At 69.8% G+C, this 15,892-nt stretch carries 13 protein-coding genes; 1 reads left to right on the top strand and 12 read right to left on the bottom strand.

Annotation, left to right across the window (positions count from 1 at the left end):
• Positions 1–3: 3 nt before the first annotated feature.
• From pgeF to rsmH, 12 genes are all read right to left on the bottom strand, one after another.
• Entirely contained in the window at positions 4–732 is a 729-nt protein-coding gene (pgeF, locus tag OG841_RS34225; protein ID WP_371567982.1) for a peptidoglycan editing factor PgeF, read from the bottom strand.
• Complete coding sequence (gene ftsZ / locus OG841_RS34220) at positions 729–1,925, bottom strand: cell division protein FtsZ (RefSeq protein WP_328637859.1); 1,197 nt, start codon at positions 1,923–1,925, stop codon at positions 729–731. The genes pgeF and ftsZ overlap by 4 nt, the downstream gene beginning before the upstream one ends.
• Before the next feature lie 287 nt (positions 1,926–2,212).
• Positions 2,213–3,007 (bottom strand): cell division protein FtsQ/DivIB, encoded by a 795-nt coding sequence (locus tag OG841_RS34215; protein WP_371567979.1) that lies wholly within the window; start codon positions 3,005–3,007, stop codon positions 2,213–2,215.
• Positions 3,008–3,026: 19 nt separating this feature from the next.
• Positions 3,027–4,121 (bottom strand): undecaprenyldiphospho-muramoylpentapeptide beta-N-acetylglucosaminyltransferase, encoded by a 1,095-nt coding sequence (gene murG, locus OG841_RS34210; protein ID WP_328637861.1) that lies wholly within the window; start codon positions 4,119–4,121, stop codon positions 3,027–3,029.
• Between the two features lie 6 nt (positions 4,122–4,127).
• Positions 4,128–5,489: a putative lipid II flippase FtsW gene (ftsW, locus tag OG841_RS34205; RefSeq protein WP_328637862.1), complete on the bottom strand. Its 1,362-nt coding sequence runs from the start codon at positions 5,487–5,489 to the stop codon at positions 4,128–4,130.
• A gap of 20 nt (positions 5,490–5,509) precedes the next feature.
• The gene (murD, locus tag OG841_RS34200; protein WP_328637863.1) at positions 5,510–6,943 is read right to left on the bottom strand and encodes a UDP-N-acetylmuramoyl-L-alanine--D-glutamate ligase; all 1,434 of its coding nucleotides are present in this window, start codon (positions 6,941–6,943) and stop codon (positions 5,510–5,512) included.
• Complete coding sequence (gene mraY / locus OG841_RS34195) at positions 6,925–7,998, bottom strand: phospho-N-acetylmuramoyl-pentapeptide-transferase (protein WP_328637864.1); 1,074 nt, start codon at positions 7,996–7,998, stop codon at positions 6,925–6,927. Before mraY ends, murD begins: the two co-directional genes overlap by 19 nt.
• Complete coding sequence (locus OG841_RS34190; protein ID WP_365118393.1) at positions 7,995–9,404, bottom strand: UDP-N-acetylmuramoyl-tripeptide--D-alanyl-D-alanine ligase; 1,410 nt, start codon at positions 9,402–9,404, stop codon at positions 7,995–7,997. The genes mraY and OG841_RS34190 overlap by 4 nt, the downstream gene beginning before the upstream one ends.
• 4 nt (positions 9,405–9,408) lie before the next feature.
• On the bottom strand, positions 9,409–10,929 hold the full coding sequence (locus tag OG841_RS34185) for a UDP-N-acetylmuramoyl-L-alanyl-D-glutamate--2,6-diaminopimelate ligase (RefSeq protein ID WP_328643506.1): 1,521 nt from the start codon (positions 10,927–10,929) through the stop codon (positions 9,409–9,411).
• A 189-nt stretch (positions 10,930–11,118) separates the two neighbouring features.
• Positions 11,119–13,080 carry a peptidoglycan D,D-transpeptidase FtsI family protein gene (locus tag OG841_RS34180; protein WP_328637866.1) on the bottom strand — a complete coding sequence of 654 codons (1,962 nt, stop codon included), beginning with the start codon at positions 13,078–13,080 and terminating at the stop codon, positions 11,119–11,121.
• A gap of 5 nt (positions 13,081–13,085) precedes the next feature.
• On the bottom strand, positions 13,086–13,628 hold the full coding sequence (locus OG841_RS34175; RefSeq protein ID WP_328637867.1) for a hypothetical protein: 543 nt from the start codon (positions 13,626–13,628) through the stop codon (positions 13,086–13,088).
• Positions 13,629–13,688: 60 nt separating this feature from the next.
• Entirely contained in the window at positions 13,689–14,690 is a 1,002-nt protein-coding gene (gene rsmH / locus OG841_RS34170) for a 16S rRNA (cytosine(1402)-N(4))-methyltransferase RsmH (RefSeq protein ID WP_328637868.1), read from the bottom strand.
• Between the two features lie 381 nt (positions 14,691–15,071).
• On the opposite strand from rsmH, the gene OG841_RS34165 reads away from it, so the two are divergent.
• Positions 15,072–15,677 (top strand): beta-class carbonic anhydrase, encoded by a 606-nt coding sequence (locus OG841_RS34165; protein ID WP_371567969.1) that lies wholly within the window; start codon positions 15,072–15,074, stop codon positions 15,675–15,677.
• The last annotated feature ends 215 nt before the right edge of the window (positions 15,678–15,892 follow it).

Below are 15,892 nucleotides of genomic sequence, written 5' to 3'. Positions count from 1 at the left end.
CCATCAGTCCAGCCAGACATATCCCGCGAGTCGCCCCGTGGTGCGATCGCGGCGATACGAGAAGTGGTCGCCCGACTCCAGCGTGCACACCGGCGACTGCTGCCGGTCGCGCACCCCGAGCCGGTCGAGCTGCGCGTGCACTCCGGCGGTCACATCGACCGAGGGTGTGCCCCAACTCGTCTCGGCGTGCGCCGCGGGTTCGACGGCGGCGACGTCGGCGCGCATCTCCGCGGGCACTTCGTAGCACTTGCCGCAGACGGCCGGTCCGGTGCGGGCGACGATCCGGGCGGGATCGGCGCCGAGTTCGGTCATCGCGCGTAGCGCGGCGGGGACGACTCCGGCGACCATGCCGGGCCGGCCCGCGTGAGCCGCCGCGGCGATCCCGGCGACCGGGTCGGCGAGCAGCACCGGGGTGCAGTCCGCGGTGAGGACGGCGAGGGCGAGACCGCGTTCGGCGGTGACGATCGCGTCGACCTGAGGCACCGGCCGCTCGCCCCACGGCGCGGAGACCACCACGGCGTCCGCCCCGTGCACCTGATGCATCCAGACCACCCGGGCGGGATCGATACCGAGCGACTTGGCGGCCAGTTCGCGATTGGTCCCCACGGCCTCGGGGTCGTCGCCGACCGCCCCGCCGAGGTTGAGCTCCTCATACGGAGCGGCGCTCACCCCGCCCCACCGGTCGGTGAAGGCGAAGTGCGCGCCGCTCACGCTCTCGCGCCGTCCTATCACTTCAGGAAGTCCGGCACGTCCAGCTCCTCGGCCGAGCTGTCGGTGTAGCTCCGCGACGGCGGGACCGGCGGGGCGACCGGAAGGTCGGCGACCGGCTCCTGCGCGGGCTCCGGGTCCTCCTTGGGCGTGACGCTGCCGAGCGAGCCGAAGGACGGGCGGCTCTCGGTCTGCCGTACCGGAGTGGGCTCCTCGCGGCGGGCCGGGTTCGAGGACGATCCCATGACCGTCTCCCGGCGGGTCGGCGGCTGCCCCCCGTCGAAGCCGGCGGCGATCACGGTGACGCGGACCTCGTCGCCGAGGGCGTCATCGATGACCGCACCGAAGATGATGTTGGCCTCGGGGTGGGCGGCCTCGCTGACCAGCTGGGCCGCTTCGTTGATCTCGAACAGGCCGAGGTCGGAACCGCCGGAGATGGAGAGCAGCACACCGCGGGCGCCGTCGATGGACGCCTCCAGGAGCGGCGAGGAGATCGCCATCTCGGCGGCGGCCACCGCCCGGTCGTCGCCGCGGGCCGAGCCGATGCCCATGAGCGCCGAACCGGCCTCCGACATGACCGACTTGACGTCGGCGAAGTCGAGGTTGATCAGACCGGGCGTGGTGATGAGGTCGGTGATGCCCTGGACACCGGAGAGCAGGACCTGGTCGGCCGACTTGAAGGCGTCGAGGACGGAGACCTGGCGGTCCGAGATGGACAGCAGCCGGTCGTTGGGGATGACGATGAGGGTGTCGACCTCTTCGCGGAGTTCGGCGATGCCGTCCTCGGCCTGGTTGGCGCGGCGCCGTCCCTCGAAGGTGAACGGGCGCGTGACCACGCCGATGGTGAGGGCGCCCAGTGTGCGTGCGATGTTGGCCACGACGGGCGCGCCGCCGGTGCCGGTGCCGCCGCCTTCACCGGCCGTCACGAAGACCATGTCGGCCCCCTTGAGGACCTCCTCGATCTCCTCGCGGTGGTCCTCGGCGGCCTTGCGGCCCACGGCCGGGTTGGCTCCGGCGCCGAGTCCGCGGGTGAGTTCGCGGCCGACGTCGAGCTTGACGTCGGCGTCGCTCATCAACAGCGCCTGCGCGTCGGTGTTGATGGCGATGAACTCGACGCCCTTGAGACCGACCTCGATCATCCGGTTGATGGCATTGACACCACCGCCGCCGACACCGATGACTTTGATGACTGCGAGGTAGTTCTGCGGTGCTGCCACGTCGAAGGCCTCTCGCCTCGAGTTACGTGTCGTCGAACCAACGAGGCACTGCTGCCTCGCGATCCGCCGACTGATGCCGAATGGGACGGTCCGTAGCGCCGACCCGAACCCTAACGCTGAAGTTTAGGGTTACCAGTGTGTCTGTTCCCTGGAGTCTTCTGAACAGGACACTAAGTCGACAAGTGGCGCACGTTCAACGAACACGCCGAACCTCCCGTTTTTCTTTTCACCCTATGTGATCAGCCGTAGCAGTGCCCAACCAGGGTGCTGGCCTGCGCTGATGTGCGTCAACTCCCTGCTGACGCAGGCGCGGTGGGGACGCTGACGTCGAAGTGCCGCGCATCGGGAGTGGCTTTCATGAGAGCGGCGAGCGTACGGGCCTTTGCGGCACCTTTCTCGCTGCTCCCCCAGGCGACGGTGCGACCGCCCCCCAACTCCAGCGAGATGTCGTCGTACGAACGCACCTTGACGGAACGGGTAACGTGCGCGACGGCGGCCGGAATGTCACCCGCCACGCGCACCGCTTCGCGCACGAGCCGGGCCTCGCCGAAGCGGCGCAGGCTCGCGGCACGGGAGTCCGGCCGGGAGAGCGTCAATTCCAGGGCGGGGACACCTTTGGGGGCCTCGGAAACCGTGGCGAATCGGACGCCTTCATCGTCCACTTCGACGAAGTTTCCGCCCTTTTGGACAAGCAGAACCGGGGTACGCTCGGTCACTTTCAGCCCGATTACGTCGGGCCAGGCACGAGCGACATCAACCGAGTCAATTCGGGGCAATTTCCGGAGCAGTCGCGCCTCAATGGCATCCGTGTCGACGGAAACAAGCGGCGATCCGACCGGGACGTCGGCGGCCTCGCGGACCTGCTCCGGGGTCAGCACCCTGGTCCCCGAGACCGACACGCTGTCGACGCGCAGCCACTGGGAGCCGTACAACAGCCAGACGGTGCCCGCGGAAAGAAGCACGAGCGCCACGGCAAGAATGATGATCGTACGAAGCCGACGCACCCTCAACCGCCGGGCAGGAGGCGGGCCGGACGACTCCTGCTGGCGTTCACCGCGCTCGGCGGTCGTCGATCCGGCCACGCCCACTCCCTTTTCCTGGCTACTGGCGTCGGTGGGAGGCGATCGCCTCGTACACCATGCCGACGAGCAGCTCGTCGGCGTCCCGGCGGCCGAACTCGGCGGCGGCGCGGGACATCTCGTACAGCCGGTGCGGGTCGGCGAGCACGGGCAGGACGTTGGCCCGGACCCAGTCCGGCGTCAGTTCCGCGTCGTCGACCAGCAGTCCGCCGCCGGCCTTGACCACCGGCTGGGCGTTCAGCCGCTGTTCTCCGTTGCCGATGGGCAGCGGGACGTAGGCGGCCGGGAGCCCGACGGCGGAGAGTTCGGCGACGGTCATCGCGCCCGCGCGGCAGAGCATCATGTCGGCCGCGGCGTACGCGAGGTCCATCCGGTCCAGGTAACTTACCGGGATGTAGGGGGGCATTCCCGGCATCTGCTGTACGTGCGGCAGTTCGTTCTTCGGGCCGACCGCGTGCAGGATCTGGATCCCGGCCTGCTGGAGCCAGGGTGCGACCTGCTGGACGACCTCGTTGAGGCGCCGGGCGCCCTGCGAGCCGCCGGAGACCAGCAGCGTCGGCAGGTTCGGGTCGAGGCCGAACACGTGCCGGGCCTCGGGGCGGGCCGCGGCCCGGTCCAGGGTGGCGATGGTGTGGCGCAGCGGGATGCCGATGTAGCGGGAGTTGCGCAGCTTGCTGTCCGGCGTGGCGACGGCGACCTGGGCGGCGTACCGGGAGCCGATCTTGTTGGCGAGGCCGGGACGGGCGTTGGCCTCATGGATCACGATCGGCACACCGAGGCGCTTGGCGGCGAGGTAGGCGGGCAGCGCGACATAGCCGCCGAAGCCGACGACGGCGTCGGCCTTGGTGCGCTCCAGGATCTGCTCCGTGGCCTTGATCGTGCCGCGCAGCCGGCCCGGCACGGTGATCAGCTCAGGGGTGGGCTTACGGGGCAACGGGACGGCCGGGATCAGCGCGAGCTCGTAGCCGCGCTGTGGGACGAGCTTGGTCTCCAGCCCCCGTTCCGTGCCCAGAGCCGTGATCCCCACGCTCGGGTCCTGCCTGCGCAGGGCATCCGCGAGGGCGAGCGCGGGCTCGATGTGGCCGGCGGTCCCCCCACCGGCGAGTACGACATGCACCGAAATTCACCGCTCTCCGGACGAACGCGCCGAGGGGGCGCGCCGTCGCATCGTGTTCCATCTCCGAGGCCCCCGTGCCGGCACGGCGCCTCCCGCCCGCTTTCTACCAAAGCGGGGTTGCCGCATCGAAAGCGCCGCCCGCGCGGCGGGGTCGTCACGCGCGAACGCGATCAGCAGCCCGACGGCGAACATGGTCGGCAACAGGGCGGAACCTCCGTAGGAGAACAGCGGGAGCGGGACGCCGGCGATCGGCAGCAGACCGAGCACCGCACCGATGTTGATCACAGCCTGAGCGGTGATCCAGGTGGTCACGCCTCCCGCGGCATACCTCACGAAGGGGTCCTCCGTGCGTCCGGCCACGCGGATACCCGCATAGCCTAGAGCCGCGAAGAGGGCGAGCACCGACAGCGTCCCCGCGAGGCCCAGTTCCTCACCGGTGACGGCAAAGATGAAGTCGGTGTGGGCTTCGGGTAGTTGGCCCCATTTTTCCACACTCGCACCGAGCCCGGAGCCAAAGATTCCGCCGGAGGCGAGGGCGTAGATGCCGTGCACGGCCTGCCAGCAGTCGGCGGCGCCGGACTTGGGCTCGGTGGCGCCGATGCAGGCGAGCCGGGCCATGCGGTTGGGGCTGGTCTTGATGAGGACGAACCCGATGAACGCGGCGACCGACAGCACCCCGACGAACAGCCGGGTCGGCGCCCCCGCGAGCCACAGCAGGCCGAACAGGATCGCCGTCAGGATGATCGCCGTTCCCATGTCGCCGCCGAGCATGATCAGCCCGAGCAGCAGGAAGGCGACCGGGACGAGCGGCACCAGCATGTGCTTCCACTGGGTCAGCAGCTTCTTGTCCTGCTTGCGGGCGAGCAGGTCGGCCGCCCACAGCACGAGGGCCAACTTGCCGAACTCGCTGGGCTGGATCTGGAAGGAGCCGCCGAGCGAGATCCAGTTCTGGTTGCCGTTGACCGACATCCCTATCCCCGGCACCTGCACCAGGGCCATCAGGAAGACGGCGCCCGCCAGGATCGGATAGGCGAGCGCCCGGTGCAGCTTGACCGGCATCCGGGAGGCGATCAGCAGCAGTACGGTGCCGATGACGGCGGCCAGGAACTGTTTGCGGAAGAAGAAGGATCCCGGCAGGGACATCTGCAGAGCCGTGATCTGGGAGGCCGAGTAGACCATCACCAGACCGAGCACGGTGATCAGCAGGCTGCCGCCGAGGATCAGGTAGTAGGCGGTCAGCGGCCGGTCCCAGGCCTTGCGCGCGCGCGTGTAGAGCCGTTGTACGGGGTTCTCTCGCGAGGGCCGGGGGACGGCGGGGCGCCGGGACGCCCGCTGCACGGGCGGCCTGCCGGTACGGCTACTGGGCATCAACGCCTCCGCTACGTCGGTCAGGAGCCGAGTTCGCGAACCGCCTCCGCGAACGCGTCACCGCGCTTGTTGTAGTTGGCGAACATGTCCATCGAGGCGCAGGCCGGGGCCAGCAGCACCGTGTCACCTGCGACGGCGAGGCGCGAAGCCTCCTGGACAGCCGCGAGCATCGCCCCAGTGTCGGTCCGGTCGAGGTCCACCACGGGTACTTCCGGGGCGTGTCGCGCGAGGGCTTCACGGATCAGGGCGCGGTCCTGGCCGATCAGCACGACACCGCGAAGTCGCTTTGCCGACTTGGCGACCAGCTCGTCGAAGGTCGCGCCCTTGGCGAGCCCGCCCGCGATCCACACGATCGACTCGTAGGCCGCCAACGAGGCTTGTGCCGCGTGGGTGTTGGTGGCCTTGGAGTCGTCGACGTACGCGACCGCGTCCACGTCGGCCACGTGGGCGATGCGGTGGGCGTCCGGGGTGAAGTCCCGGAGCCCGTCCCGTACGGCCCTGGCGGGCACCCCGAATGCGCGTGCGAGGGCCGCCGCCGCAAGGGCGTTGGCGATGTTGTGCGGGGCGGGCGGGTTGACGTCCGAGATCTCGGCGAGTTCCTGGGCGTTCTTGTGCCGGTCCTCGACGAAGGCGCGGTCGACCAGGATGCCCTCGACGACGCCGAGTTGGGACGGTCCGGGGGTGCCGAGGGTGAAGCCGACGGCCCGGCAGCCCTCCTCGACGTCCGCCTCGCGCACCAGGTCCTCGGTGGCCTTGTCGGCGACGTTGTAGACGCAGGCGACCCGATTGCCCTCGTAGATGCGGCCCTTGTCGGCGGCGTACGCCTCCATGGAGCCGTGCCAGTCGAGGTGGTCGGGCGCCAGGTTCAGCACGGCGGCGGAGTGGGCGCGCAGGGAGGGCGCCCAGTGGAGCTGATAGCTCGACAACTCCACGGCCAGGACGTCGTACTGCTCGTCGCCGAGCACCGCGTCCAGCAGGGAGACGCCGATGTTGCCGACGGCGGCGGTGCGCAGCCCCGCGGCCTTCAGGATCGACGCCAGCATCTGGGTGGTGGTCGTCTTGCCGTTGGTGCCGGTGATCGCGAGCCAGGGAGCCGCGTCGGGGCCCCTGAGCCGCCAGGCGAGTTCGACATCGCCCCAGATCTCCAGGCCGGCCTCACGCGCCGCGGCGAACAGCGGTTTGTCCGGCTTCCAGCCGGGCGCGGTGACGACGAGTTCGGCGCCCTCGGGCAGGGTCGCACCGTCACCGAGGCGCACGGTGATGCCCAGCGCCTCCAACTCGGCCGCCTGCTCACGCGCGCGTGCGTCGTCGCCGTCGTTGACGACGGTGACGTTCGCCCCGCGCGCGTGCAGCACCTTGGCCGCCGGGATGCCGGAGACACCGAGTCCGGCGACGGTGACGTGCTTGCCCTGCCAGTCCAAAGGCTCCGAGGAGGTCACTTGTCTGCTGCCCATCCCGCGTAGAAGAGGCCCAGGCCGACGATCACACAGATGCCCTGGATGATCCAGAAACGGACCACGATGAGGACTTCGGACCAGCCCTTGAGTTCGAAGTGGTGCTGGAGCGGTGCCATCCGGAAGACCCGCTTGCCCGTCATCCGGAAGGAACCGACCTGGATGACGACCGACATGGTGATGAGGACGAACAGACCGCCCATGATGGCGACCAGGAGCTCCGTGCGGGACAGGATCGCCAGGCCCGTGAGGACACCGCCGAGGGCGAGCGAACCGGTGTCGCCCATGAAGATCTTGGCCGGCGAGGTGTTCCACCACAGGAAGCCGAGGCAGGCGCCCATCAGCGCGGAGGCGATCACCGCGAGGTCGAGCGGATCGCGCACCTCGTAGCAGGCGTTCGGGTTGGTCAGGGTGCCCGAGTTGGCGCAGGACTCCTGGAACTGCCAGACGCCGATGAACGTGTAGGCGCCGAAGACGAGGACCGAGGCGCCGGTGGCGAGGCCGTCCAGACCGTCGGTGAGGTTCACGCCGTTCGACATCGCGAGGATCATGAACAGCGCCCAGACCACGAACAGGATCGGGCCGATCTTCCAGCCGAAGTCGGTGATGAACGACAGCTTGGTGGAGGCCGGGGTGTTGCCGCGCACGTCCGGGAACATCAGCGCGAGCACCGCGAAGCTGATGCCGACGATCAGCTGGCCGGCCATCTTCGCCTTGGCCCGCAGGCCCAGCGAACGCCGCTTGACGATCTTGATGTAGTCGTCGAGGAAACCGACCAGGCCCATGCCGCACATCAGGCCGAGCACCAGCAGGCCCGAGTAGGTCGGGGGGTAGCCGGTGATGACCTTGGACAGGAAGTAGGCGACGACCGTCGCGGAGATGAAGGCGATACCGCCCATCGTCGGCGTACCGCGCTTGCTGCCGTGCGAGCGCGGGCCGTCGTCCCGGATGTACTGGCCGTAACCCTTGCGCGCGAGCAGCTTGATCAGCAGCGGGGTGCCGACCAGGGTCAGGAAGAGGCCGATGACTCCTGAGAACAGGATCTGCTTCATCATCGGACGGCAACCTCACCCTCGGCGTCGAGCAGCGCCTGGGCGACGCTCTCCAGGCCGACCGAACGGGACGCCTTCACGAGGACGACGTCTCCCGGGCGCAATTCACTGCGCAGCAGGTCGACCGCCGCCTGTGCGTCGGACACGTGCACCGACTCCTCACCCCACGAACCCTCGTTATATGCGCCCAGTTGCAGCCAGGACGCTTCCCTGCCCCCGACCGCGACGAGCTTGCCGACATTGAGCCGGACGGCGAGCCGTCCGACCGCGTCGTGCTCGGCGAGCGCCTCGTCCCCGAGCTCGGCCATCTTGCCGAGCACCGCCCAGGTCCGCCGCCCCTTGCCCATCGCCGCGAGCGCGCGCAAGGCCGCTCGCATGGACTCGGGGTTCGCGTTGTAGGCGTCGTTGACGATGGTCACGCCGTCCGGGCGCTCGGTGACCTCCATACGCCAGCGGGAGAGGGAGCCCGCCTCGGAGAGCGCGGTGGCGATCTCACTTGCGGACATGCCCAGCTCATGGGCGACGGCGGCCGCGGCGAGCGCGTTCGACACGTGGTGCTCACCGTACAGGCGCATGGTCACTTCGCTTGCACCGGAGGGTGTGTGAAGCATGAAGGCAGGCTGTCCGGTGTCCGTGAGTCGTACGTTCTCGGCTCGAACGTCCGCTTCGCCGGACTCTCCGAAAAGGAGCACCTTCGCCTTCGTACGGGAGGCCATGGCACGTACGAGAGGATCGTCGGCGTTGAGGATCGCGGTGCCGCCGTCCTGTGCCGCCGGCAGGGCCTCCACGAGTTCGCCCTTGGCCTGCGCGATCTGCTCGCGGCCGCCGAACTCACCGATGTGCGCGGTGCCGACGTTGAGGACCAGTCCGATCTGCGGGGGCGTCAGATCCGTGAGGTAGCTGATGTGGCCGATGCCGCGGGCGCCCATCTCCAGCACGAGGAACCTGGTCTCCTCGGTGGCGGTGAGCGCGGTGAGCGGCAGGCCGATCTCGTTGTTGAGTGAGCCCGGCGTGAACACCGTCGGCGCCTTGCGCTGGAGCACCTGGGCGATCAGGTCCTTGGTGCTGGTCTTGCCGGCGGAGCCGGTGAGGGCGACGAGGGTCGCGCCGAGGCGTCGTACGACATGACGCGCGAGGGCGCCGAGGGCCGTCTGGACGTCCTCGACGACGATCGCGGGTACGCCGAGAGGGCGCTGGGCCAGCACGGCCACCGCGCCGGCCCGGACGGCTTGTTCGGCGTAGTCGTGGCCGTCGACGCGCTCCCCCACGAAGGCGGCGAACAGACTGCCGTCCTTCACCTGCCGGGAGTCGATGACGACGGGCCCGTGCACCTGCGCCGACGGATCCGGTATGTCATGCGTCTGCCCGCCGACGACTGAGGCGATCTCGGCGAGAGAGAGGGCGATCACAAGTTCATCCCTGGGTCTTCTGGATGGCTTCTCGAAGCACCTGGCGGTCGTCGAAGGGACGGACCACCCCGGCGATGTCCTGGCCCTGCTCGTGGCCCTTCCCGGCGACCAGTACGGTGTCGCCCGGCCGCGCGCGGGCGACTGCTGCGGCGATCGCGGCGGCCCGGTCCTCGAAGACCTGGACCTCGCCGCGCTCGTGTGCCGGTACGGACGCCGCGCCCTGGAGCATGGTTGCAAGAATCGCGAGGGGATCCTCGGAGCGGGGGTTGTCGGAGGTCAGTACGGCGGTGTCGGAGAGGCGGGCCGCGGCCGCGCCCATGGGCCCCCGCTTGGTCGTGTCCCGGTCGCCTCCGCAGCCGAGCACGATGTGCACCTTGCCCTCGGTGACCTTGCGGAGCGCCTTGAGCACCGACTCGACGGCGTCGGTCTTGTGGGCGTAGTCCACGACCGCGAGGTAGGGCTGCCCGGCGTCCACGCGTTCCAGGCGGCCCGGCACGCCCGGTACGGCGGCGACGCCGTCGGCGGCGGTCTGCGGGTCGAGGCCCGCGGCGGCCAGGGCGACGATCGCGGCGAGGGTGTTCGCCACGTTGAAGGGGCCCGGCAGCGGCGACCTGGCGCCGATCCGCTCGTCCTTGGGGCCGATCACGGTGAACGTCGAGTCCATCGGGCCGACCTCGACGTCCGCGGCACGCCAGTCGGCGTCGGGGTGGCCCTCGGCGGAGAAGGTGACGACCGGGACCGTGGCCTCCTTGACGAGCCGGCGTCCGTACTCGTCGTCGAGGTTGACCACGCCGAGACGGCTGCGTTCCGGCGTGAACAGCTGCGCCTTGGCCTGGAAGTAGTCCTCCATGCCGGAGTGGAACTCCATGTGCTCCGGGCTGAGGTTGGTGAAGACGCCGATGTCGAAGACACAGCCGTCGACCCGGCCGAGGACCAGCGCGTGGCTGGAGACCTCCATGGCGACCGCCTCGACCCCGCGCTCGCGCATGACCGCGAACAGGGCCTGGAGGTCGGTGGCTTCCGGCGTGGTGCGCTCGGACTTGATGCGCTCGTCGCCGATGCGCATCTCGACGGTGCCGATCAGGCCGGTGGACCTGACCCCCTTCAGACCGCCCTCGACGAGGTACGCCGTGGTGGTCTTGCCGGAGGTGCCGGTGATGCCGATCTGGAGCAGGTCCCGGCCGGGGTGACCGTAGATCGTGGCCGCCAGTTCGCCCATGCGCGCGCGTGGGTCCTCGACGACCAGCACCGGGAGCCCGGTCGCGGCGGCGCGCTCGGCGCCTGCCGGGTCGGTCAGCACCGCGACCGCACCGAGGCCGACGGCCTGGGTGACGAAGTCGGCGCCGTGCAGGCGGGCGCCCGGGAGGGCGGCGTACAGGTCGCCGGGGCGGACGGCACGCGAGTCATGGGTGATGCCCGTGACCTGCGCGGCGTTCTCCGGCTGCTCGGCACCCAGCTGGTCGGCGAGCTCCGCGAGAGGTGTTGCGGAGACCCGGACCGGCCGGGGCGGTCCCGGATAGGTCACGGGTGCGCCCTTCTGGGTGGTTTGGGACTGATCAGCGTGTGGCACGGCGGTGAGCGTACCGGGCTCACCCGCCTCGGAGCGAAGTGAGGGGCGACGGGCGCCCTGGTTCCCGGAATCGGAGGTGATCGTCGTCACGAGGTGGTTCCTGGTGGCCTTTCCGAGCGCTGATGAGGTGCTGAGGTGTGCTGATCAGGGCGTGTAGGACACGGGCAGCTTCGCGGCCTTCGCCCCCGTGGGCGGGACCTGCAGGGTCTTCAGGGCGAACTCCATGACCTGCTTGTAGACGGGTCCGCAGATCTGACCGCCGAAGTAACTGCCGCTGGTGGCGTTCTGGATGGCGCAGTAGACGGTGATCCGAGGCTTGTCGGCGGGCGCGAAGCCGGCGAACGAGGAGGTGTAGCCCTTGTACTTGCCGGTGGCCGGATCCACGCGGTTGGCCGTGCCCGTCTTGCCCGCGACCCGGTAGCCGGGGATGCGCGCCTTGGTGCCGGTGCCCTCCACGTCGTCCACGACCGACTCCAGCATCCGGGCCAGCGTCTTGGCCGTCCTGGCGCTGACGACCCTTGTCTCCTTGGGCTTCGCGGCGGGTGTGAAGCGTCCGTCGGGTCCCTTCGTGCCGCGCACGAGCGTGGGTTCGACGCGGACACCACCGTTGGCGATCGTCGAGTAGACGGACGCGGCCTGCATCGCGTTGAGGGACACACCTTGGCCGAAAGGAATCGTGTACTGCTGCGAGGTCGACCAGTCCGCGGGCTTGGCGAGGATGCCCGGGGTCTCGCCGGGGAAGTCGAGCCCGGAGTAGCGGCCGAGGCCGAATTTGTGCAGGTAGGAGTAGAGGACCTGGTTGGCCTGCGCCTGGGTCTTGCCGAGCTGGCCGGTCGCCAGGATGGTGCCGATGTTGCTGGACTTGGCGAGCACGCCGTTGAGCGTGAGGTACCAGGTCTCGTGGTCGATGTCGTCCTTGAAGAGCCGGTCACCGCGGTGCAGCCGGTTGGGCACGATCACATGCGTGAGCGGGGTGGCGACGCCCTGTTCCAGTACGGCGGCCATGGACATGACCTTGGCGGTGGAACCGGGCTCGTAGGCGTCCTGGAGGGCCGCGTTGCCCATGTTCACCGAGCTCGCCCGGGACAGGTCGTTCGGGTCGAAGCCGGGCGAGTTGGCCATGGCGAGAACCTGGCCGGTCCGCGTGTCCTGCACTATCACGTACCCGCGGTCCGCCTTGGACTCCTTCACCTGCTCGGTGATGGCCTGCTGGGCGGCCCACTGGATGTCACGGTCGATGGTGAGCTCGACGTCGCTGCCGGGCACCGCGGGGGTCTCGGTGGAGCCCACGGTGGGCACCTGGCGGCCGCCGGACTGGGCGTAGCGGATCTTGCCGTCCTTGCCGGTCAGCAGGGAGTTCAGCTGCTGCTCGACACCGCCGCCGCCCTTGCCGTCGGCGTTGACCCAGCCCAGTATCCCGGCGGCGAGATCGCCGTTCGGGTACACGCGCTTGGTGGTCGGCACGGACAGGACGCCCGCGAGGACGTTGGCCGTGCCGGGGTCGGTCTCGCTCTTGGTGGCGAGCGCGGACTTCAGGTCCTTGATCTGCTTCCAGACCTGCGGGGTCTGGCGGTTGGCGAGCAGGGCGTAGCGGAGTTTGGGGTCCTTGGGCCGCAGCTTCTTGACGATCGTCTCCTGCTCCTGCCCCAGGATCGGCGCGAGCAGGGCGGCGGCCTGCTCAGGGCCGTCGTCGATCTTCAACTCCTCGCGGCTGAACAGCGTGGGGTCGGCCGTGATGTCGTACGCGTCCTCGCTGGTCGCGAGGGCCACGCCGTCGCGGTCGGTGATCCCGCCGCGCTCGGCCGCCAGCGTGTAGCCGACATACCGGTTCTGCTCGGCCTTGGCGGCGTACGTGCTCGCGTCGACGGCCTGCACCTGGAGCAGGCGTACGACGAAGGCGGTCAGCACCAGCGTCAGCGCGAGGCCGACCAGGCGCAGCCGGGGGCGGGGACTGCCCAGGCGGATGGTCTTGGGGGCCGCGGGGCGGCGGGCCGGGCGGGCTCCGGGGCCCGGGCGCGGTCGGCCGACGGGGCGGGCGGAGCGCTCGGGGCGCGCGGGTCCGGGCACGCGGCGGCGCGGCGGTTGCCTGCCGAAATCGTCGGACACTTCCGTCACCTGCCGGGGGTCGGGGTCGTGGGGGGCGGGACGACCGAGGGCACGGCCTCGGGCGCTGGTACGACGGTCTCCGTCGGAGTGGAGCCGGCCGTCGGCGTCGGGACGGTCGCGCTGTCGATCACCTCGGGGGCGAGGACGAGCGGCATCCGCAAGGAGGCCGGTTCGGCGTCGGAGGCGGGCGACGGGACGCCCTTGACGGTGCCGTCCGGGTCGAGGAAGGCCGGGTCCCCGCCGGGCACCATGCCGAGTTCACGGGCGCGGCGCACCAGGGCCTCGGGCGCGGAGTAGGCGTCGATGTCCCGCTGGAGGCCCTGCTGCTCGTCGGTGAGGCTCTTCGTATCCCTCTGGAGGTCGGTGAGCTTGAAGGACCCTTCGCTGAGCGCGGAGTTCAGCACCAGCAGCCCGATGAGGCCGCCGCCGAGGAGGAGGACCACGAGGAGCACGAAGGGGGTGCGGGCCGCCTGTCCGGAGCCCGTCGGGCCAGGGAACAGGCGCGCGAGACGGGCCGCCCTCCCCCTCAGTTCGGGTTTCCTACTCACTCACCCTCCAGTGAGTCCGGTTTCCCCACTCACTGACGCGGCTCACGCGCCTCACGCACTTCACTCGATGGACTCCCTGATTCGCTCGGCGCCCCTGCATCGCGCCGGTGCGGCCCGCCGGTTCTCGGCGATCTCTTCCTCGGTGGGAAGTTCGGCACCGCGCGTGAGCAGCTTGAGCCGGGGCTGGTACTGCTCGGGGACGACGGGCAGTCCGGGCGGGGCGGTGGTGGCGGCGCCGGCCGCGAAGACCTGCTTGACCAGCCGGTCCTCCAGCGAGTGGTACGACAGCACGGCGATCCGGCCGCCCACGGCGAGTGACTTCACCGCGGCCGGGATCGCCCGCTCCAGGACGGAGAGTTCGCCGTTGACCTCGATACGCAGGGCCTGGAACGTGCGCTTGGCCGGGTTGCCGCCGGTGCGCTTGGCGGCCTGCGGCAGGGAGTCCCTGATCAGCTCGACGAGCCGAGCACTGTGGGAGAAGGGCTGCTTCTCCCGCTCACGCACGATGGCGGACACGATCCGCTTGGCCTGCTTCTCCTCGCCGTACGCCCTGAGGATCCGGACGAGTTCGCCCGGCGGGTAGGTGTTGAGGACCTCGGCGGCGCTCATGCCGGTCGTCTGGTCCATGCGCATGTCGAGGGGGGCGTCCTGGGCGTAGGCGAAGCCCCGGTCGGCCTCGTCGAGTTGCATGGAGGAGACACCGAGATCGAAGAGGACACCCTGCACGCGCGCGATGCCGAGCCTGTCGAGGACATCGGGGAGCTCGTCGTAGACCGCGTGGACGAGGGTGGCACGCTCACCGAACGGCGCGAGCCGCTCGCCCGACAGGCGCAGGGCCTCCTTGTCGCGGTCGAGGGCGACGAGCCGGGCCTCGGGGAAGCGCTGGAGCAGTGCCTCGCTGTGGCCGCCGAGGCCGAGCGTGCAGTCGACGACCACCGCTCCGGGCCGCTCGAGAGCGGGGGCCAACAGGTCCAGGCACCGCTGGAGCATCACCGGAACGTGTCGACTCTGCCCCTCCCGCCGCCCACCACCGCCCTTATTCGAATGCGCTTCGCGCCCCATTGAATTCTGGGCCCTCTCAGGTCCGGCGCGTCCGTACGCACCGCCGGGTCCCCGCCCTCCCTCCCCTTCGCCGGGGACTCCGGTGAAAGGGGAGGCCTGCCGGCGCCGGAAGCGTCAGCCGACCGGGAGCGGGAGGAGGCCGAGCCGTACGTACGCGCCGCGCACGTGGGGAGATCTCCGGAAAATCGCCGGGGTCTCCGGGGAAAGTCCAGCAGGGAGGCCTCGCCTCCCGCTTCGCGTCACTTTAGTCCACGGCCTCTCGCGGTCAATCAACCGGCCTGCGCGTCGCGCCCCGGTGCGGACTCGACGCCATGAAAGAGCGGAAAACACCCGTTCGGGTGCACCCGAGACCCTTGTGGGGTACCTCACACAGAGGACGTGATGACGCTCTTTTTCCCTTCTCACGGCAGGACCGGAACGACGGTGACCAGTACCGTCATGGTTATGACGACTTCCGCATCCGTTCCCACCGAAGGCGCCATATCCCCCGGCGGCCGTGTGACCGATCGCCTGGTCGACGCCAACGAGCGGTACGCCGCAGCCTTCACCGACCCCGGTATGGACGCCCGGCCGGTGCTGCACGTTGCCGTCGTGGCCTGCATGGACGCCCGACTCGATCTGCACGCCGCGCTCGGCCTGGAGCTCGGCGACTGCCACACCATCCGCAACGCGGGCGGTGTGGTGACCGACGACGTGATCCGCTCGCTCACCATCAGCCAGCGCAAGCTCGGCACCCGCAGCGTCGTCCTGATCCACCACACGGGCTGCGGCCTGGAGGCGATCACCGAGGACTTCCGCACCGAGCTGGAGATGGAGGTGGGCCAGCGTCCCGCGTGGGCGGTGGAGGCCTTCCGGGACGTCGACCAGGACGTACGGCAGTCCATGCAGCGGGTGCGCACCTCGCCCTTCCTGGTGCACACCGACGACGTGCGCGGCTTCGTGTTCGACGTGAAGACGGGTCTGCTGCGCGAGATCGATCCCGTGTAACCGGCCGCCTTAGCTGTCGTTTCGCTGTTGATTTCGGCCCTCAGGGTGCCCAAAACACCGTAAGACCCGACATAGTGCAGCCAGTTGTCCACAGTCGAGTGACACGAATCGGTAACGGCAGCAAGAATGCGGGTGTGGCGTCACGCGGAACTTTTCACGCGTGGTGTCCGTGATTCGGGGTGGGCCGGTTACGCGTCACAGAGCGTCGGCCCGGA

Source organism: Streptomyces canus (genome assembly GCF_041435015.1).
Classification (GTDB): Bacteria; Actinomycetota; Actinomycetes; order Streptomycetales; family Streptomycetaceae; genus Streptomyces; species Streptomyces canus_G.
Note: the sequence above shows the minus strand (reverse complement) of the source record. Positions and strands in the feature narration are given on the sequence as shown.